The organism is Kitasatospora sp. NPDC057965 (genome assembly GCF_042887135.1).
GTDB lineage: Bacteria > Actinomycetota > Actinomycetes > Streptomycetales > Streptomycetaceae > Kitasatospora.
Genome location: NZ_JBHVPZ010000005.1, coordinates 144,786 through 167,150, shown reverse-complemented (window position 1 = coordinate 167,150; position 22,365 = coordinate 144,786). Strand labels below are relative to the sequence as shown.

The following is a 22,365-nucleotide window of genomic DNA, read 5'->3' as shown; positions in this document are numbered from 1 at the left end:
CGAGGAGTCGGAGTAGACGTGGCCGAGTCGGAAGAGAAGCTGCGGTCCTACCTCAAGCGGGCCGTCGCCGATGCGCGGGACGCGCACCGGCGGGTACGGGAGCTGGAGGAGCAGGGCCGCGAGCCGATCGCGATCGTGGGCATGGCCTGTCGCTTCCCGGGCGGGCTGTCGACGCCGGAGCAGCTGTGGGAGTTCGTGGCGGGCGGCGGCGACGCGATCGGCGCCTTCCCGACCGACCGGGGCTGGGACCTGGAGGCCCTGTACGACCCCGACCCCGACGCCCCCGGCACGGCGTACGTCCGTGAGGGCGGATTCCTCTACGACGCCGCCGACTTCGACGCGGGCTTCTTCGGGATCTCGCCGCGTGAGGCGCTGGCGATGGATCCGCAGCAGCGGCTGCTGCTGGAGATCTCCTGGGAGGCCGTCGAGCGTACCGGCATCGACCCGAGCACCCTGCGCGGCAGCCGCACCGGGGTGTACACCGGGATCAACTGGCTCGACTACACCACCGTCCTCGCGCGGACGGCCAAGGGCCGGGACGGGACGCTGGGCATGGCCAACGCCGCCAGCCTCCTCGCGGGCCGGGTGTCCTACGTCCTCGGCCTGGAGGGGCCGGCGGTGACGGTGGACACGGCGTGCTCCTCGGCGCTGGTCGCGCTGCACCTGGCGGTCGGCGCACTGCGCGCGGGGGAGTGCGACCTCGCGCTCGCCGGCGGCGCCACCGTGATGTGCACCCCGGAGACGTTCGTCAACTTCAGCCGACAGCGCGGCCTCGCCCCGGACGGCCGCTGCAAGCCGTTCTCGGCGGCGGCCGACGGCTTCAGCCCCGCGGACGGCGCGGGCCTGCTGGTCGTCGAGCGGCTCTCGGACGCGCGCCGCAACGGACACCCCGTCCTCGCCGTGGTGCGGGGCAGTGCGGTGAACCAGGACGGTGCGTCCAACGGCCTGACGGCGCCGAACGGCCCGTCGCAGGAACGGGTGATCCGCCAGGCCCTGGAGGCCGCCGGCCTGGCCGCGCGCGACGTGGACACGGTGGAGGCGCACGGCACCGGCACGCCGCTGGGTGACCCGATCGAGGCGCAGGCGCTGCTGGCGACGTACGGGCGGGGCCGTCCTGCCGACCGGCCGCTCTGGCTCGGTTCGGTGAAGTCCAACATCGGGCACACCCAGGCGGCGGCGGGTGTGGCGGGTGTGATCAAGACGGTGATGGCGCTGCGGCACCAGGAACTGCCGCGCACCCTGCACATCGACGCCCCCTCGCCGAACATCGACTGGGAGACCGGCAACGTCCGGCTGCTGACCGAGCCGGTGGCCTGGCCGCGCTCGGACCGGCCGCGCCGGGCCGCCGTCTCATCGTTCGGCGCGAGCGGCACCAATGCGCATGTGGTGCTGGAGGATGCGCCGGAGGAGGAGGACCGGGCGGCGGCCGAGGCGGTCGGCGGGGTGGTGCCGTGGGTGCTGTCGGCGCGGTCGGACGCGGCGCTGCGGGAGCAGGTGGAGCGGCTGCGGGAGTGGGCGGTGGCGCATCCCGGGGTGGACCCGGTGGATGTCGGCCGGTCGTTGGTGGCGGGTCGCGCGGTGTTCGAGCACCGGGCAGTGGTCGCCGGTCGTTCGGTGGCGGAGCTGGTGAGCCGGCTGGGCGGGGTGGCCGACGGTGAGTCGGTTGCCGCGTCGGGGTCGGGTGCGGTGTTCGTGTTCCCGGGGCAGGGGTCGCAGTGGGCGGGGATGGCGGTTGAGCTCCTCGACGGCTCACCGGTGTTCGCCGCTGCCGTGGAGGAGTGTGCGGGGGTGATGGACGCGCTGACGGACTGGTCGTTGCTGGAGGTGTTGCGGGACGGTTCGGGCGGGTTGCTGGAGCGGGTCGATGTGGTGCAGCCGGTGTTGTTCGCGGTGATGGTGGGTTTGGCGCGGTGGTGGGAGTCGTGTGGGGTGCGGCCGGCGGCGGTGATCGGGCATTCGCAGGGGGAGATCGCCGCTGCCCATGTGGCGGGGCTGTTGTCCCTGGAGGACGCGGTCCAGCTCGTGGTGCTGCGCAGCCGGGCGCTGCGTGGGGTGACGGGTGGCGGGATGCTGTCCGTCGGTCTTGGTGCGGAGCGTGCTGCTGAACTGGTCGCCGGGGATGGGCGGTTGTCGTTGGCGGCGGTGAACGGGCCGTCGAGTGTGGTGCTGTCCGGGGAGATCGAGGCGCTGACCTCGGTGGCCGAACAGTGTGAGCGTGACGGGGTGCGGGCGCGGTGGATCCCGGTGGACTACGCCTCGCATTCGGCGTACATGGACGCGGTGCGCGAGGAGGTCGTCGAACTCTCCTCGGGTGTACGTCCGTTGGCCGGCCGGGTGGCGATGTTCTCGACGGTGACCGGCGAAGCCGTTGACTCTCCGGACCGGTTGGCGGGTTCGTACTGGTTCGACAACCTGCGGGGCACTGTCCGCCTGGACGCGGCGGTGCGGGCCGCGGTGGCTGCCGGGCACACCACGTTCGTGGAGTGCAGTCCGCACCCCGGGCTGGTCGTTCCGGTCGCGGACCAGCTGGAAGAGGTTCCCGGCGCCGTGGTCCTGGAGACCCTGCGCCGTCATGAGGGTGGTCCTGAGCGGCTGGTGACGGCGCTGTCGGCGGCCTTCGTCGCGGGCCTTCCCGTCGACTGGACCACCCTGCTCCCCGCCGGCCGGCACGTCGACCTGCCGACCTACGCCTTCCAACACCGCCGCTACTGGGCCGAGCCCGACCCCACGGACGTCGTCGGCGTCGGCTGGGGCCAGTCGGCCATGGAACACCCGGTGCTGGGCGCCGCCGTCGAACTGGCGGACGGCTCCGGGACGGTCCTGACCGGTCGGTTCTCCGCCGCCACCCATCCGTGGCTCGCCGACCACGCCGTACTCGGCACCGTCATCGTCCCCGGCACGGCCTTCCTCGAACTCGCCCTCCGCGCGGGGGCCGAGGCCGGCTGCCCGGTGGTCGACGAACTCACCCTGCACACCCCGCTCGTGCTGGCCGACGCCGACGACGTCCGGATCCAGGTCACCGTCGAGGACCCGGACGAGTCCGGCGCCCGCGCGATCGGCATCCACTCCCGGCCCGAGCACGCGCCCGCCGACCAGCCCTGGACCCGGCACGCCACCGGTCTGCTCACCGCCGCCCCCGAAGCGGTCGCCGAGGACCCGGCAGGCGAAGCGGCTGCCGGGCAGTGGCCCCCGCCCGGCACCCGGCCGCTCGACGCGGACGACCTCTACGAACGCGCGGCAGCGGCCGGCTTCGACTACGGCCCGCTGTTCCAGGGCCTGCGGCAGGTCTGGCGGCGCGGAAACGAGCTGTTCGCCGAAGTCGAACTCCCCGACGAGGGCGGCGCCGACGCCGACCGCTTCACACTGCACCCGGCCCTGCTCGACGCCGCCATGCACCCGATGCTGGTCCGGGAGGACGCGGACGCGCCCCTCCAGGCGGGCCTGCCGTTCTCCTGGACGGCTGTCCGGCTGGACGCCCGCCACAGCCGTGCGCTGCGGGTGCGGCTGGTGGCGGGCGCGGACGGCGCGATCTCGCTGAGCGCCCACGACGAGGACGGCCGGGCGGTCGTCTCCATCGGCTCGGTGGCCGTCCGACCCGTCTCCGCCGAGCTGCTGCGGACCACCGACGCGCCGCTCCGCGATTCCCTCTTCGAACTCCACTGGAAGGAAGCGGAGTTCGATGCCGCCTCCGGTTCCGGCCGGACCGTCGACCTGGACGACGCCCCCGCGCTCCTCGACGACTCCGAGGCCCCGCTCCCGGAGGCCGTCCTGGTGCGCGTCCCCTCCGCCGAGGACCCGGAACCCGCGCGGGCGCACGAGCTCACCGCTCGCGTCCTCGGTCTCCTGGGCCGCTGGCTGGCCGACCCCAGGACCGCCGACACCCGTCTCGTCCTGCTGACCACCGGCGCGGTCGCGGTCGGCGGGGACGAGCAGGTCGCCGACCTCGCCTCGGCCGCCGTCTGGGGGCTGGTCCGCTCCGCGCAGGCCGAGCACCCCGGGCGCTTCGTACTGGTCGACGCCGACCCCGACACCTCCGAGGAGGCCGTGCTCGCGCAGGCCGCCTCGGGCGAGGCCCAGCTCGCGCTGCGCCGCGGCACCGCTCTCCTCCCCGCCCTGGTCCGGGCCGCCGCCCGCCCCGAGGACACCGGCTTCACGCCCGCGCCCGAGGGCACCGTGCTGATCACCGGCGGCACCGGCACCCTCGGGGCCCTGCTGGCCCGCCACCTGGTCGCCGAGCGCGGCGTGCGCCGGCTGCTGCTGCTCAGCCGGCGCGGAGCGGACGCCCCCGGTGCGGCCGCCCTGGCCGCCGAACTCGCCGAGCTGGGCGCCGAGGTGCGCATCGAGGCCTGCGACGCGGCCGACCGCGAGGCCCTCGCCCGGGTGCTCGCCGCGATCCCCGCCGAGCACCCGCTCACCGCCGTCGTCCACGCCGCCGGCGTACTCGACGACGGGGTCGTCCAGGCCATGACGCCCGAACGGCTGGCCGCGGTGCTGCGCCCCAAGGCCGACGCGGCGTGGAACCTGCACCAGGCCACCCGTGACCTGGACCTGGACGCCTTCGTCCTGTTCTCCTCGGCCGCCGGCCTGATCGGCAACCCAGGGCAGAGCAACTACGCCGCCGCCAACGCCTACCTCGACGCCCTCGCCCGGCACCGCCGCGCCCACGGCCTGCCGGCGACCTCGCTGGCCTGGGGCTGGTGGGCCGACGGCAGCGAGATGACCGCGGGACTCGGCACGGCCGACCGCCGGCGGATGACGAGCCTGGGAGTCCTGCCGCTCTCCGCCGAGCAGGGCTGCGCGCTCCTCGAAGCGGCGACCAACCGTGCCGAGGCCGTACTGATGCCGGTCCGGATGGACCTCGCCGTGCTGCGCCGCGCCGACGCCGACACGGTGCCCGCGCTGCTGCGCGAGCTCGCCCGGGGCCCCCGCCGACGTCGTTCCGCGGTCGGCGGAAGGACGCGGTCGGGCGCCCTGACGGTCCGACTGGCCGGGCTGCCGGAGGCCGAGCGCCGGCAGCTGCTGCTGCGGACCGTCTGCACCCACGCCGCCGCCGTGCTCGGACACGGCGACGAGGACGGCATCGAGGAGAGCCGGGCGTTCCGGGAGCTGGGCTTCGACTCGCTCACCGGGCTCGAACTGCGCAACCGGCTGAGCGGTGCGACCGGCCTGCGCCTGCCCGCGACGCTGGTCTTCGACTACCCGACGCCGAGGCTGCTGGCCGGCCGCCTGGCCGACCTGCTCGCCGACGGCCCGGCCCCGGCCGCCGCGTCCGCCCGGCCCGTGCCGGTGGCTTCGGACGAGCCGATCGCCATCGTCGGCATGGGCTGCCGCCTCCCGGGCGGCGTGACCTCCCCGCAGGAGCTGTGGGAGCTGGTCGCCGGCGGTGTCGACGCCCTCACCGACTTCCCCGCCGACCGCGGCTGGGACATCGACCGGATCTTCGACCTCGACCCCTCGCGCCCGGGCAGCACCTATGTGCGGACCGGCGGATTCCTCGACACCGCCGCCGAGTTCGACGCGGACTTCTTCGGGATCTCGCCGCGCGAGGCGCTGGCGATGGACCCGCAGCAGCGCCTGCTGCTGGAAGCCTCCTGGGAGACCGTCGAGCATGCGGGCATCGACCCGGAGTCACTGCGCGGCAGCCGCACCGGCGTGTTCGCGGGCGCGATCTACTACGACTACGCGACCCGCCTGAACCGGGTGCCGGACGAGCTGGAGGGCTACCTCGGCAACGGCAACGTCGGGAGCGTCGCCTCGGGCCGGGTGGCCTACGCGCTCGGCCTGGAGGGCCCGGCGGTGACCGTCGACACGGCCTGCTCGTCCTCGCTGGTCACCCTGCACCTGGCCTGCCAGGCGCTGCGCGCCGGTGAGTGCGACCTGGCGCTCGCCGGCGGGGTGACCGTGATGTCCACACCCGCCGTCTTCGTCGACTTCGCCCGCCAGCGCGGTTTGGCGGCGGACGGCCGGTGCAAGCCGTTCGCGGCGGGCGCGGACGGGACCGGTTGGGGCGAGGGCGTGGGCCTGCTGCTGGTGGAGCGGTTGTCGGACGCGGTGCGCAACGGGCATCCCGTCCTCGCGGTGGTGCGGGGCAGCGCGGTGAACCAGGACGGCGCGTCGAACGGGTTGACGGCGCCGAACGGTCCGTCGCAGGAGCGGGTGATCCGGGCGGCTCTGGCGAGCGGGGGGCTGGCTCCGGCGGACGTGGATGTGGTGGAGGCGCACGGGACGGGGACGACGCTGGGCGACCCGATCGAGGCGCAGGCGCTGCTGGCGACGTACGGTCAGGACCGTCCCGGGGACCGGCCGCTGCGGCTGGGGTCGGTGAAGTCGAACATCGGTCACACGCAGGCGGCGGCGGGTGTGGCGGGTGTGATCAAGATGGTGATGGCGTTGCGGCACGGTGTGCTGCCGAAGTCGCTGCATGTGGACGCGCCGTCGCCGCACGTGGACTGGTCGGCGGGCGCGGTCGAGCTGCTGGCGGAGTCGGTGGAGTGGCCGGAGACCGGGCGGCCGCGCCGGGCCGGGGTGTCCTCGTTCGGGATCAGCGGCACCAACGCCCACGTGATCATCGAACAGGCCCCGGAACCGGCCGGCCAGGACACCCCCCGGGAGCCGGGCGTGCCCGTTCCGTGGGTGGTCTCCGCACGCACCGCGACCGGGCTGCGGGCCCAGGCGGCCCGGCTGCGCGACTGGGCCGACGAGCACCCGGAGGCCCGCATCGCGGAGGTCGCGGCCGTGCTCGCCTCGGGGCGTTCGGCCATGGCGCACCGGGCGGTGGTCCTCGGCGCAGACACCGCGGAACTGTCGGTCGGTCTGGCCGCGGTGGCGGCCGGCGAGCCCGAACCCGCAGGCGTGGTGACCGGCGCCGTGGCGCGCGGTGCGGGGCGGACGGCGCTGGTGTTCACGGGTCAGGGGGTGCGGTGCGCGGGTGTGGGGCGTGAGCTGTACGACGTGTTCCCGGTGTTCGCGGCGGCGGTGGACGAGGTGTGCGGGGCGTTCGAGGGGGTGGTGCCGTTCTCGGTGCGGGAGGTGCTGCTGGGGGAGCCCGGCGGTGCTGAGGACACGGGTGTGGTGCAGCCGGTGCTGTTCGCGTTCGAGGTGGCGTTGTACCGGTTGTGGCGTTCGTGGGTCGGGGTGCCGGAGGTGGTGCTGGGGCATTCGCTGGGCGGGATCGTGGCGGCGTACGTGGCGGGGGTGTTCTCGCTGGAGGGCGCGGTCGCCCTGGTGGCGGCGCGGGCCCGGCTGATGGCCGAACTGCCGCCGGGCGGGGCGATGCTGGCGGTGGGGGCGAGCGAGGCGCAGGTGCTGGCGCTGCTCGCGGAGCGTGCTGTGGGTGTGGTGGGGGTCGCGGCGGTGAACGGGCCGGCGTCGGTGGTGGTCTCCGGTGAGGCCGGTGCCGTGGAGGCGGTGCGGGTGCTGTGCGGGGAGCGCGGCTGGCGGTCCTCGCGGCTGGCGGTGTCGCACGCGTTCCACTCGGTGCTGATGGAGCCGGTGGTGGCACAGCTTCGGGAGGTGGTGGCGGGTATAGCCCTGTCGGAGCCGTCGATCCCGCTGGCCTCGGACGTGACGGGCCGGCTGGCGACGGCGGCCGAGGTCTGCGATCCGGAGTACTGGGTGCGTCAGGTGTGCGAGCCGGTGCGGTTCGCGGACGCGGTCGCCGCGGCCAGGTCCGAGGGTGCCTCGGTGTTCGTCGAGCTGGGCCCGGAGGCGGCACTGACCCCGATGATCGTCGAATGCACGACCGGCACGGACACCGTCGCCGTCCCCGCCCAGCAGCGGGACCGCGACCGGGTCCTGGCCCTCCGGACGGCGCTGGCCCGGCTGTTCGTCCGCGGCGGAGCGGTCGACTGGACGGCGGTGACCGGCATCGACGCGGCCACCGCCCGCCGCCGCGCCGGCGAGCTGCCGACGTACGCGTTCGAACGGCAGCGCTTCTGGCTCGACGCCGGCACCGGCGCGGGCGATGCCGCCGGCCTGGGACAGGGAGCGGTGGACCACCCGCTGCTGGGCGCGGTGGTGGGCCTCGCGGACGGCGACGGCGTGCTGTTCACCGGGCGCCTCTCGCTCGACACCCATCCGTGGCTCGCCGACCACGCGGTGCTCGACACCGTGCTGGTGCCCGGGGCCGCCTTCCTCGAACTCGCGCTGCACTCCGGCGCCCGGCTCGGCTGCCCGCACGTGGACGAACTGACGCTGGTGGCGCCGCTGGCCGTGCCGAGGACCGGGGGAGTGCAGGTCCAGGTCGCCGTCGGCGCGCCCGACCCGTCAGGCCTGCGGCCGGTCACCGTGCACGCCCGCCCCGAGCGGGCCGAAGGTCCCTCCGGGCCGGACGGCGCCTGGACGCTGCACGCCACCGGCGCGCTGACGCCCGAACAGGACTCCGGGGACACCCGGGGCGCCCGCGAACAGCAGGCGCTCGCCGTCTGGCCGCCGGCCGGCGCGGAGCCGGTCGAGGTGGACGAGCTGTACGCCGACGCGGCCGACGCCGGGGTGCGCTACGGTCCCTCCTTCCACGGGCTGCGGGCGGCCTGGCAGCGCGGCTCCGAGCTGTTCGCCGAGATCGTCCTCCCCGAGGAGGCGGCCGGCGGCCGGTTCGGCCTGCACCCGGCCCTGATCGACGCCGCCCTGCACCCGCTCGGGCTGACCGGGGTGGCGACCCGGGCGGCGACCGAGAGGGCCGAGGGGGCCGAGGACCTCGGCGCCCGGGTGAGGCTGCCGTTCTCCTGGCGCGGCGTGCGGCTGCACGCGGGCGGCGTCCGGGCGCTGAGGGTGCGCCTGCTGCCGCTGGACGCCGACACGATCGCCATCACGGCGGCGGACGCGGACGGCCGGGCCGTCCTCTCGGTCGAGACCCTGACGGTGCGCGCGCTTTCCCGGGACCAGCTGCCGACGGCCGCGGCGCCCGCCGCCGACCACCTCTTCGACCTGGCCTGGGCCGAGGCCCCGGCCGTCGAGCCGCCCGGGCGCTGGGCGGTCGTGGGCGGCGGGAGCGACCCGGAGCCGGCCGCGTTCGCGGCACGGTTCGCCGCCCCCGGGTACCCGGACCTCGCCGCGCTGGCCGCGGCGGTCGACGACGGCGCGCCACTGCCCGACGCGGTCCTGCTCGCGCCCCGGTCCGGCCAGGACCCGGCCGCCGGGCCGCAGGCCGTCCGGGCCGCTGTGCACGAGGCGCTCGCCGTCGCGCAGGCCTGGCTCGCGGACGAGCGGTTCGCCGCCGCGTGCCTGGTGGTCACGACCCGCGGCGCGCTCGCCGTGAACGGCACCGAGCCGCCCGACCCGGCAGCGGCCGCGGTGTGGGGCCTGATCCGGTCCGCGCGCTCGGAGCACCCCGACCGATTCGCCCTGCTCGACCTGGAAGCGGATGCCGGGCGCCCGGACGGTACCGACCCCGCCGACGCCCGGCTCGACGCGATCGCCGCGGCCGGCGCCCTGCCCGAGGCTGCGCTGCGCGGCGCGGCCCTGCTGGTGCCCCGGCTGCGCCGGGCGCCGGCCCTCCCGGCCGCCCCCACCCCGCCGGAGCCGGCGGACGGCGGCACCGTGCTGGTCACCGGCGGCACCGGAGCCCTCGGGGCCCTGGTGGCCCGGCACCTGGTCGCGGCGTACGGCGTACGGCACCTGCTGCTGGTGTCCCGGCGCGGCGCCGACGCCCCCGGGGCGCCGGAGCTGCGGGACGAACTCGCCGCGGCCGGTGCCCGGGCCGACTTCGCCGCCTGCGACGTCGCCGACCGCGCCGAGCTGGCGCGGGTGCTCGCGGCCGTCCCGGCCGAACACCCGCTCACCGCGGTCGTCCACTTGGCGGCCGTGGTCGACGACGGCCTGCTCCCGGCGCTGACCCCCGAGCGGGTGGACCGCGTCCTGCGCCCCAAGGCCGACGCGGCGCTGCACCTGCACGAGCTGACGGCCGACCTCGACCTGCGGGCGTTCGTGCTGTTCTCCTCGGCCGCCGGCCTCACCGGCAACCCGGGCCAGGCCGCCTACTCCGCCGCCAACCTGGTGCTCGACGCGCTCGCGCAGCGCCGCCGCTCCCTCGGACTGCCCGCCGTCTCGCTGCAGTGGGGCCTGTGGGAGCAGGACAGCACGCTCACCGCCGGTCTCGGCACGACCGACCGGCAGCGGATGGCCCGCTCCGGGGTCCAGCCGCTGGACGCCGGGCTCGGCCTCGCCCTGTTCGACGCGGCACTGGCCCGGCCGGAGGCGGTCCTGGCGCCGGTCCGGCTCGACCCCGCCCGCCTCGGCGGGGAGGACCTGCCGCCCGTCCTGGCCGGGCTGGCCGCCCGACGGCCCGGGGCCGAGCGGCCGGGTCCGGGCACCGGACGCGCCCTGGTCCGCCGGCTGGCCGCCGCTCCGGTGGCCGAGCAGGAACGGCAACTGGTCGACCTGGTGCGCACCCACGCCGCCGCGGTCCTCGGACACCGGGACGGCGGCGCGATCGACCCGGACCGCGCGTTCAGCGAGCTGGGCCTCGACTCGCTCGCCGCGCTCGAACTGCGCAACCGGCTGAACGGCGCGGCCGGCCTGCGGCTGCCCGCCACGGTGCTGTTCGACCACCCGTCCGCGGGCGCCCTCGGTCGGCACCTGCGCGCCGAACTGCTCGACGAGCCGCGCCGCCCGCGCGTCGCCGCCCCTGCCCGGGTGGCCGAAGAGCCGATCGCGATCGTCTCCGCCGGCTGCCGCTACCCCGGCGGGGTGGCGAGCCCCGAGGACCTCTGGCGGCTGGTGCAGGAGGGCACCGACGCCATCTCGGCCTTCCCCGACAACCGCGGCTGGGACGTGGAGAACCTGTTCCACCCCGACCCGGACCACCCCGGCACCTCGTACGTCCGCGAGGGCGGGTTCCTGTACGACGCCGACCGCTTCGACCCCGGGTTCTTCGGGATCTCGCCGCGCGAGGCGCTGGCGATGGACCCCCAGCAGCGCCTGCTGCTGGAGGCCTCCTGGGAAGCCGTCGAGCGGGCGGCCATCGACCCGCGCTCGCTGCGCGGCAGCCGTACCGGGGTCTTCGCCGGCCTGATGTACGCCGACTACGCGTCCCGGCTGGCCGCCGTCCCCGAGGGCGTCGACGGCTACCTCGGCAACGGCAGCGCCGGCAGCATCGCCTCCGGCCGGGTCGCCTACACCCTGGGCCTGGAGGGCCCGGCGGTGACGGTCGACACCGCCTGCTCCTCCTCGCTGGTCGCGCTGCACCTGGCCTGCCAGGCGCTGCGCCGCGGGGAGTGCGACCTCGCCCTGGCGGGCGGAGTGACGGTGATGTCGAGCCCGTCGACCTTCGTCGAGTTCTCCCGCCAGCGGGGCCTGGCCCCGGACGGGCGCTGCAAGTCCTTCGCGGCCGGCGCCGACGGCACGGCCTGGTCGGAGGGCGTGGGCCTGCTGCTGGTCGAACGGCTCTCCGACGCGCGGCGCAACGGCCACCCCGTCCTCGCGGTGGTCCGGGGCAGCGCGGTCAACCAGGACGGCGCGAGCAACGGCCTCTCCGCCCCCAACGGCCTCGCCCAGGAGCGGGTGATCCGCGACGCCCTCGCCGAGGCCGGGCTCACCCCGGCCGAGGTCGACGCGGTCGAGGCGCACGGCACCGGCACCGCCCTCGGCGACCCGATCGAGGCGCACGCGCTGCTCGCCACCTACGGCCAGGACCGGCCGGCCGAGCGGCCGCTGCGCCTCGGCTCCGTGAAGTCCAACCTCGGCCACACCCAGGCCGCCGCCGGGGTGGCCGGCGTGATCAAGATGATCATGGCGATGCGGCACGGCGAACTGCCCGCCACCGTGCACGTGGACGCGCCCACCCCGCACGTCGACTGGGCGTCAGGCGCGGTCTCGCTGCTCACCGAGCCGGCGCCGTGGCCGCAGGAGGGCCGGCCCCGCCGGGCCGGGGTGTCCTCCTTCGGCGTCAGCGGCACCAACGCGCACGTGATCCTGGAACAGGGCGATCCGGTCGAGGAGGCCGCGGCCCCGCTCCCCGAGCCGCAGCCGGAGCCGTCCGCGCTGGTCTGGCCGCTGTCCGGCGCGACCCCGGCCGCCCTGCGCGACCAGGCCGGCCGGCTCCGCGCCCACCTGGCCGCGCACCCCGCCGCCGAGCCCGCCGACACCGCCCACGCGCTCGCCACCACCCGCGCCGCGCTCGACCACCGCGCCGTGCTCGTCGCCACCGACCCGGACGAACTCCTCGCCGCACTCGACGCGCTGAGCACCGGCGCGGCCCACCCCGGGCTGGTCACCGGAGCCGCCGGGCAGCCCGGCCGGACGGTCTTCGTGTTCGGCGGGCAGGGCTCGCAGTGGGCCGGCATGGGCGCCCGGTTGCTGGACCGCTCCCCGGTGTTCGCCGAGCACGTCCGCGCCTGCGACGCCGCCCTCGCCCCGCACACCGACTGGTCGCTGCTCGACGTGCTGCTGCGGCGCCCCGGCGCCGCCTCGCTGGACCGCGTCGACGTCGTCCAGCCCGCCCTGTTCGCCGTCATGGTGTCCGTCGCCGCGGTGTGGCGCTCGCTCGGCGTCGAACCGGCCGCCGTCGTCGGACACTCCCAGGGCGAGATCGCCGCCGCCCAGGTGGCCGGCGCGCTCACCCTGGAGGAGGCCGCCCGGATCGTCGCGCTGCGCAGCCGGGCCCTGCGGGCCATCGCGGGCGGCGGCGGCATGATGTCGCTGGCCGCCGCGGCCGCGCGGACCGAGGAGCTGATCGCCGACCTGCCCGGCCGCCTCGGCATCGCGGCCGTCAACGGACCCGGCGCGGTGGTCGTCTCCGGCGACGCCGCCGCCCTGGACGCCCTGCACGAGCGGTGCGAGGCACAGGGCCTGCGGACCCGTCGGCTGCCGGTCGACTACGCCGCGCACTCCGCCGCCGTCGAGCACGTCCGCGACGAACTCCTCGCCGGCATCGGCGACATCGCCCCGAGGCCGACCCCGGCGGTCGCGTTCTACTCGACCGTCACCGGCGAGCCGTTGGACGGAGCCGCACTGGACGCCGGGTACTGGTACCGCAACCTGCGCGAGACCGTCGCCTTCGAGCGGGCCACCCGCGCGCTGCTGCGCGACGGGTACACCACGCTGGTCGAGACCAGCCCGCACCCGGTGATGGCCCCGGCCGTCGAGCAGACCGCCCAGGAGACCGGGACGGACGCCCTGGTCGTCGGCTCGCTCCAGCGCGACGCGGACACCCTGCACCGCCTGCTGACCGCGGCGGCAGCCCTGTCCGTGCGCGGGGTGCCCGTCGACTGGGCGGCGCTGCACGCGCACCGCGCGCCGCTGCGCACCGAGCTGCCCACCTACGCCTTCCAGCGCGAACGCTACTGGCTGGAGCCCGCTCCGGCCGCAGCCGACGCCGAGGGGCTCGGCCTGCGCTCCGCCGACCACCCGCTGCTCGGCGCCGCCCTCACCCAGGCCGGGGACGACCGGCACCTGCTCACCGGCCGGATCTCGCTGCCCACCCACCCCTGGCTCGCCGACCACGCCGTCCTCGGCACGGTGCTGCTCCCCGGCACGGCCTTCGTCGAACTCGCCCTCCAGGCAGGGCAGTCGGCGGACTGCGCGGTGATCGAGGAACTGACCCTGGAGGCACCGCTGACCCTGCGCGAGCGCGCGGCCGTCCAGCTCCAGGTCCACCTCGAAGCCCCGGACGAGGACGGGCGCCGCGCGCTCACCGTGCACGCCCGCCCCGACACCGCCGAGCCGGGCCCATGGACCCGGCACGCCGCCGGCGTCCTGGCGCCCGCCCCGCTCGGCGAGGAGCCCGCCGCCGACGGCGCGGCGTGGCCGCCGCCCGGCGCCGAACCGCTGGACACCGAGGGCCTCTACGAGCGGCTGGCCGCCGCCGGCTACCAGTACGGCCCGCTGTTCCGCGCGGTGCGCGCCGCCTGGCGGCACGGCGGCGACCTGCTCGCCGAGGTCGCCCTGTCCGGGGACGACCACGACGCCGGGCGGTTCGCGCTCCACCCCGCGCTGCTCGACGCCGCCCTGCACACCGCCGGGGCCCTCGACGGCGCGGACGGCGAGAACCGGGGTGTCGGCCTCCCGTTCGCCTGGACGGGGGTGCGCCTGTACGCGGTCGGCGCCCGCACGCTGCGCGTGCGGCTCGGCCGCACCGGCCCGGACGCCGTCACCCTCGCCCTGACCGACCCGGCCGGCGCGCCCGTCGCCACCGTCGACACGCTGCTCTCCCGGCCGCTCACCGCGGGCGGCCTCGCCCCCGCCCCGGCGGGCGCGGACGCGGACCTCCACCCCGTCGCCTGGCCGCCGCTGACGCTGCCGCCGACCGCCCCGCTCGGCAGCTGGCTGCTGGCCGGGCCCGACGAACTCGGCGCCGCGGCCGCCCTGCGCGCGGCCGGCGCCGCCGTCACCACGACGGCCGACCCGGCCGCGCTCGACCCCGGCGCCCCGCTGCCCGACGCCGTCGCGCTCACCTGCGCCACCGACGGCGGCCCGCAGGCCGTCCGCACCGCCACCCGGCGGGTGCTGGCGTTCCTGCAGTCGTGGCTCGCCACCGAGCGCTTCGCCGCCACACCGCTGGTGGTGCTCACCCGCGGCGCCGTGCCCGGCCCGTCCGGGGAGGCGGTCGACGACCTCGGCGCGGCCGCGGTCTGGGGCCTGGTGCGCTCCGCGCAGACCGAGCACCCCGGCCGGATCGTGCTGGTCGACCTCGACCGGCACCCCGACTCCCACACCGCCCTCGGCGCGGCCCTGGCCTCCGGCGAGCCCCAGCTCGCCCTGCGCTCCGGCACCGCGGCGGCGCCCCGGCTCGCCCGGACCGGCCCTTCGGAGCGCCTGGCGGTGCCGGCCGGCACCGACGCCTGGCGCCTAGACCTGACCGGCACCGGGACCGTCGACGGCCTGGCCCTGGTGCCCCACGAGGACGGTGCCCGCCCGCTCGCCCCCGGCGAGGTCCGGGTCGCGCTGCGCGCCGCGGGCCTCAACTTCCGCGACGTCGTGGTCGCCCTCGGCATGGTGGCCGACACCCGGCCGCCCGGCGGCGAGGGCGCCGGCGTGGTGGTCGAGGTCGGCACCGAGGTCCACGACCTCGCGCCCGGCGACCGCGTCATGGGCCTGTTCTCCGGCGGCACCGGCCCGCTCGCGGTGACCGACCGGCGCCTGCTCGCCCCCGTCCCGGCCGGCTGGACGTACCCGCAGGCGGCGAGCGTGCCGGTGGTGTACCTCACGGCGTACTACGGCCTGGTCGACCTCGGCCGGGTCCGGCCGGGCGAGTCGCTGCTGCTGCACGCGGCGAGCGGCGGCGTCGGCATGGCCGCCCTGCAACTCGCCCGTCACTGGGGCCTGGACGTCCACGGCACCGCCTCGCCGGCCAAGTGGCCGGTGCTGCGCGCCCTCGGACTGGACGACGAGCACCTCGCCTCCTCCCGCGACCTCGGCTTCGAGGAGCGGTTCCGCACCGCCCGCGACGGCCGGGGCTTCGACCTCGTGCTCAACTCGCTCGCCCAGGACTACGTCGACGCCTCGCTGCGCCTGCTCGGCCCCGGCGGCCGGTTCCTGGAGATGGGCAAGACCGACATCCGCGACCGCGACGCGGTGACCGCCGCCCACCCCGGCACCGACTACCGGGCGTTCGACCTGATGGACGCGGGCGCCGACCGGATCCAGCAGATCCTCACCGAACTCGGCACCCTGTTCGCCGACGGCATCCTCGCCCCGCTGCCCGTCACCACCTGGGACGTCCGCGACGCCGTGGCCGCCTTCCGCCACCTGAGCCAGGCCCGGCACACCGGCAAGATCGTGCTGACGCTGCCGCCCACCGTCACCGGCGCCGCCGCCGACCCGCACGGCACCGTCCTGATCACCGGCGGCACCGGCACCCTCGGCGCCCTGCTCGCCCGCCACCTCGTCACCGGGCACGGCGCCCGGCACCTGCTGCTGACCAGCCGCCGCGGCCCGGCCGCCGACGGCGCCGCCGAGCTCGCCGCCGACCTCACCGCCCTCGGCGCGGAGGTGCGGATCGAGGCCTGCGACGCCGCCGACCGGGACGCGCTGGCCGCCCTGCTCGCCACCGTCGACCCCGGGCACCCGCTCACCGCCGTGGTGCACGCGGCCGGCGCCATCGACGACGCCGCCCTGCACGCGCTCACCCCGGAACAGCTCGACCGGGTGCTGCGCCCCAAGACCGACGCCGCCTGGAACCTGCACGAGCTGACGCTCGGCCGGGACCTGGCCGAGTTCGTGCTCTTCTCCTCGATGGCCGGCACCTTCGGCGGCGCCGGACAGGCCAACTACGCGGCCGCCAACGCCTACCTGGACGCGCTCGCCCAGCACCGGCGCTCCCGGGGCCTGGCCGCCACCTCGCTGGCCTGGGGCCTGTGGGCGCAGGCCAGCGGGATGACCGGCCACCTCGACCGGGCCGACCTCGACCGGATCGCCCGCACCGGCGTCGCCGCCCTGGAGACCGACCAGGCGCTCGCGCTGTACGACGCCGCGCGCGCCGCCGACCACCCGGCCGCGGTGCTCGCCCACCTGGACCTCGCCGCGCTGCGCGGGGCCGACGGCGTCCCCGCCCTGCTGCGCGATCTGGTCCGGTCCCGGCCCAGGCGGGCCGCGGCCGGCCCCGACCCGGACACGGCCGCCTTCGCGCAGCGCCTCGCCCGGCTGCCCGAGGACCGGCGCCGGCAGACCCTCACCACCCTGGTCCGCCAGGAGACCGCGGCCGTCCTCGGCCACGCCGGCGCCGAGACGATCGAGCGCGGCCGCCCGTTCAAGGCGCTCGGCTTCGACTCCCTCACCGCGGTCGAACTGCGCAACCGGCTCAGCGCCGCGACCGGGCTGCGGCTGCCCGTCACCCTGGTCTTCGACCACCCGACGCCCGAGGTGCTCGCCGAGCACCTCGGCGCCGAACTCCTCGGCTCCTCCGAGCAGCAGGCGCCGGCCCTGCCCGTGCCGCGCACCGCCGACACCGGCGACGACCCGGTGGTCATCGTCGGCCTCGGCTGCCGCTACCCCGGCGGCGTCGCCGACGAGCACGACCTGTGGCGGATGCTCGCCGAGGGCGCCGACGCCATCACGCCGTTCCCGCGCGACCGCGGCTGGAACCTCGACACCCTCTTCGACCCCGACCCCGACCGCCCCGGCAAGTCCTATGTGCGCGAGGGCGGCTTCATCGACGACGCCGTGGCCTTCGACGCCGAGTTCTTCGGCATCTCGCCGCGTGAGGCCGCCGCGATGGACCCCCAGCAGCGCGTCCTGCTGGAGACCGCGTGGGAGACCTTCGAGCACGCCGGCATCGACCCCACCTCGCTGCGCGGATCCGCCACCGGCGTGTTCGTCGGCGCGATGGCGCAGGACTACCACACCGCCTCGGGCGCGGTGGCCGAGGGCCAGGAGGGCTACCTGCTCACCGGCACCGCCACCAGCGTCATCAGCGGCCGGGTCTCCTACGTGCTCGGCCTCGAGGGCCCGGCCGTCACCGTCGACACCGCCTGCTCCTCCTCCCTGGTCGCCCTGCACCTCGCGGCCGCCGCGCTGCGCTCCGGCGAGTGCGACCTCGCCCTCGCCGGCGGAGTCGCGGTGCTCACCTCGCCGCACGCCTTCGTCGAGTTCAGCCGCCAGCGGGGACTGGCGCCGGACGGCCGCTGCAAGCCGTTCGCGGCCTCGGCCGACGGCACCGGCTGGGGCGAGGGCGTCGGCCTCGTGCTCGTCGAGCGGCTCTCCGACGCCCGGCGCCGCGGCCACCGCGTCCTCGCCGTCGTGCGCGGCTCCGCGACCAACCAGGACGGCGCCTCCAACGGGCTCACCGCGCCCAACGGGCCGTCCCAGCAGCGGGTCATCCGCCAGGCGCTCGGCAACGCCGGGCTCACCCCGGCCGACGTCGACGCGGTCGAGGCGCACGGCACCGGCACCCGGCTCGGCGACCCGATCGAGGCGCAGGCCCTGCTCGCCGTGTACGGCCGCGAGCACACCGCCGACCGGCCGCTCTGGCTCGGCTCGATCAAGTCCAACATCGGCCACACCCAGTCCGCCGCCGGCATCGCGGGCGTGCTCAAGATGGTGCTCGCCCTGCGCCACGGCGAACTGCCGCGCACCCTGCACGCCGACGAGCCGACCCCGCACGTCGACTGGGCCTCCGGCCACGTCGCGCTGGCCACCGAGCACCGGGCCTGGCCGGAGACCGGCCGCCCGCGCCGCGCCGCCGTCTCCTCCTTCGGTGTCAGCGGCACCAACGCGCACATCATCCTGGAACAGGCCCCCGAGGAGGAGCCGGCGCCCGACCGGGCCGCCCTGCCCGCCCCGCGGGTGCCGGGCGTGGCCGACGTGGTGCCGTGGCCGTTGTCCGCCCGCACCGGCGAGGCGCTGCGCGCCCAGGCCGCCCGGCTGCGGGACTGGCTCCTGCGCAACCCGGGGGCCGAACCCGCCGACGTGGCCTGGTCGCTGGCGACCGGCCGGGCCGCCTTCGACCACCGGGTGGTGGCCCGCGGCCGCGACACCGCCGAGCTGCTCGCCTCCCTCGGTGAGGTGGCGGACGGAGCGGTGGAGGCTCCGGGCGTCCTGGTGTCCGGCCCCGGGCCGGTCTTCGTCTTCCCCGGCCAGGGCTCCCAGTGGCTCGGCATGGCGGCCGAACTGCTGGACACCAGCCCGGTGTTCGCGCAGGCCGTGGCCGAGTGCGCGGAGGCCGTCGACCCGCTGGTCACCGGCTGGTCGCTGCTCGACGTGCTGCGCGGCACCGACGAGAACACCGAGCGGGCGCTCGCGCGGGTCGAGGTGCTGCACCCCGTCCTGTTCGCCGTGATGGTCGGCCTCGCCCGCTGGTGGGAGTCCTGCGGGGTGCGCCCGGCCGCGGTGATCGGCCACTCCCAGGGCGAGGCCGCCGCCGCCTACGTGGCAGGCCGGCTCTCCCTGGCGGACGCGGCCCGGGTCGCGGTGATGCGGGTGCGGGCCGTGCAGACGGTCGACGCCTGCCACGGCGGCCTCCTCGCGGTGGCCCTGACCCCGGATCTGGCCCGCGCCGAGATCGACGCGGTCGGCGCCGCCGACCGGGTGTCACTCGGTGCCGTCAACAGCCCGACCGGTGTGGTGCTCTCCGGCGAGACGGACGCCCTGGCGGCGATCGCGGCCCGCTGCGAGGCGGCCGGCACCCGCGCCCGCTGGGTGCCCGCCGCCTACGCCTCGCACTCCGCGCAGATGGACCCCGCCCGCGGGGAGATCACCCGCCTGCTCGCGGACCTGCGCCCGCTGCCGGGCCGCGTCCCGATGTACTCCACCGTCACCGGCGCGCTGCTGGACGACGCGACCCCGCTGGACGCCGCCTACTGGTTCGAGAACATGCGCCGCACCGTCCTGTTCGAGAGCGCGGTCGCCGCCGCCGCGGCGGACGGCCATGACGCCTTCGTCGAGTGCAGCCCGCACCCCGGCCTGCTGGTGCCGGCCGGGGACACCCTCGACGGGCTCGGCGTGCCCGCCGCGGTGCTGGGCACCCTGCGCCGGGGCGACGGCGGCGCGGACCGGCTGGTCACCGCCCTGTCCGACGCCCACGCCCGCGGTCTGGACGTCGACTGGCCGGGGCTGCTCGCCCACGACGGCGCGGTGCGGGTCGACCTTCCCGGCTACGCCTTCCGGCGCCGCCGCCACTGGATCGAGCCCACCACCGCCACCGGCTCCGCGGGCGCGGGCTGGGGGCAGTCCGCGGTCGAGCACCCGGTGCTCGGCGCCGGTGTCGACCTCGCCGACGGCTCCGGGACGGTCTTCACCGGGCGGCTCTCCACCGCCGCGCACCCCTGGCTGGCCGACCACCTCGCGCTCGGCTCCGCCGCCGTGCCCGGCAGCCTCCTCGTCGACCTCGCGCTGCGGGCCGGTGGCGAGAGCGGCTGCCCGGTACTGGAGGAGCTCACCGTCCACACCCCGCTGGTGCTGCCCGCGACGGCCGGGGTACGGGTCCAGGTCGCCCTGGAGGTGCCGGACGGCACCGGCTCCCGAACCGTCAGCGTGCACTCGCGCTCCGAGGACGCGCCCGCCGAGGCCCCCTGGACCCGGCACGCCACCGGCAGGCTGGCCCCCGGCGGCCACCACCCGGCCGCCCGCCCCGGGCAGTGGCCGCCGATCGGCGCGACCCCGCTGCCCGTCGCGGACGCCTACGAGCGGCTCGCCGACACCGGCCTGCTGCTCGGCCCGGCCTTCGCCGGGATGCGGGCCGCCTGGCAGCGCGGCGAGGACCTGTTCGCCGAGACCGCCCACACCGGCGGCGAGGCGGCGACCGCCCGCCACGACCTGCACCCCGCACTGCTGGAGGCAGCCCTGCTCGGCCTCGCCCCCGGCGAGCCCGCGGGCGACGGCCAGGTGCGGCTGCCGTCCGCCTGGCAGGGCGTCACCGCCGTACCCGGGGCACGGGCGGCCGTCCGGCTCACGCTGCGCGCCACCGGCCCGGACACCCTGGCCGTGCACCTCGCCGACGAGCAGGGGCGGTCCGTCGCGGCGATCGAGTCGGTCCGGCTGCGCTCCTGGTCGGCCGCCGAACTGCGCGCGGCGGGCCGGGAGCGCCCGGCGCTCGCCCGGCTGGAGTGGCTGCCGCCGGAGCAGCCGCCCGCCGCGGCGCCCGGCGGTGCGTGGGCCGTGCTCGGCACCGCCGGCCCGCTCGCCCGCGAGCTCGCGGCCGGCACCCACCCCGACTGGGCGGCCCTCGGCGCCGCGGTGGCGGCCGGACTGCCGGTGCCGGAGCGGATCGCCCTGGTACCCGACGCCCCGGCGGACGGGGAGCCGCTGCCGCAGGCCGTCCGCGACCGGCTGGGCGCCGTGCTCGCGCTGCTGCGCGAGCACGGGGCGGACCGGCGTTTCGAGGGCGCCCGCCCGGTCGTGGTCACCCGGGGCGCGGTGCTCGCCGAACCCGGCGACCGCGTCGCCGACCCGGCCGCCGCCGCCCTGTGGGGGCTGCTGCGCTCGACCGGCCGGGAGCGGATCGTCCTCGCCGACCTGGACGACCACGAGGCCTCCCCGCAGGCACTGGCGGCAGCCGTGGACGCGGGCCTGACCGAGTTCGCCGTCCGGGCCGGGCAGGTCCTCGTGCCGGTGCTCGGCCGGGCACCCGCCGTCGGCGTGGACGGGCCGGGACTCCCGGCGGACGGCACCGTGCTGGTGACCGGCGCGGCCGGCCGCCTCGGCGCCGCCACCGCCCGCCGGCTGGTGGCCGTCCACGGCGTGCGCCGCCTGCTGCTCGCCGACCCCGGCCCCACGGCACCGGCGACGGCCGCCCTGGCCGAGGAACTGGCCGGACTCGGCGCCGCCGTCACGCTCGCCGACTGCGACGCCGCGGACCGGGACGCCTTGGCCGCGCTGCTGGCCGCCGTGCCGGCGGAGCACCCGCTGCGCGCCGTGGTGCACGCACCCCGGGCCCCGCGCACCGACGGCGCGGGCCCCGCCGACGACACCGAGGCCGAGTTGCGCCCGACCGTCGACGCGGCCTGGCACCTGCACGAACTCACCCGGGACCTCGACCTCGCCGCCTTCGTCCTGCACGGCTCCTGGGCCGGCCGGGCGGGCGACCCGGACCGGGCCGGGCGGGCCGCGGGCGCCGCTTTCCTCGACGCCCTGGCCCAGCACCGGCGCGCCCAGGGGCTGCCGGGCCTCGCGCTCGCCTGGGGCCCGTGGGCGGACGCGGACGCCTCCCCCGACGCGGGCGACGCCCGCCCGGACGGGCTGGTCGCCCTCGGTGAACCCGAGGCCCTGGCGCTGCTCGACGAGGCGCTCGGCCGCCCGGAGGCCGCGCTCGTCCCGCTCGCCGTCGACACCGCCGCCGTGCGACGCGGCGACCTGGGCGTGGCCCCGCTGCTCGCCGGCCTGGTGACGGACCGCCGGCGGGGCCGGCCCGCCGGCCCGGCCGAGGCGGGCCCCGCCGTCGCCGCCCGCCTGCTGGACCTGCCCGAGGACGAGCAGGAACAGGCCTTCGTCGACCTGGTCCGGGCCGGCGCCGCCGCCGTCCTCGGCCACGCCGACCCCGAGGAGATCGACCCTGGGACGGCCTTCAAGGACCTCGGTTTCGACTCGCTCACCGCGCTCGCGGTGCGCAACCGGCTGCGCACCGCGACCGGGCTGGCCCTGCCGGCCACGCTGGTCTTCAGCCACCCCAACCCGGCCGCCCTCGGCCGCCACCTGCGGACCCTGCTGCGCAGGGAGCACACCGTCTCCTGGGACTCCGTGCTCGGCGAGATCGACCGGGTCGAGGCGATGCTCGCCCTGCTGGACGAACACGACCGCGCCAAGGCGGCGCAGCGCCTCCGGGAGCTCGCCGGCGGCGGGGCGGAGAACCCGGAGGAACGACAGGTCCCGGCTGTGCACGAGGAATTCGGATCGGCCACCGACGAGGAGATGTTCGACTTCATCGACCGCGGCACCGATCGCTGACCACCCATCACGGGGCTGGGGCATCCCCGTCCCTCGCGGACATTCACGGAG

Annotated in this window: 1 protein-coding gene; it reads left to right on the top strand. The window is 77.3% G+C overall.

The window, feature by feature from the left end:
• Positions 1-18 precede the first annotated feature (18 nt).
• On the top strand, positions 19-22,314 hold the full coding sequence (locus tag ACFVVU_RS08285; protein ID WP_387788766.1) for an SDR family NAD(P)-dependent oxidoreductase: 22,296 nt from the start codon (positions 19-21) through the stop codon (positions 22,312-22,314).
• The last annotated feature ends 51 nt before the right edge of the window (positions 22,315-22,365 follow it).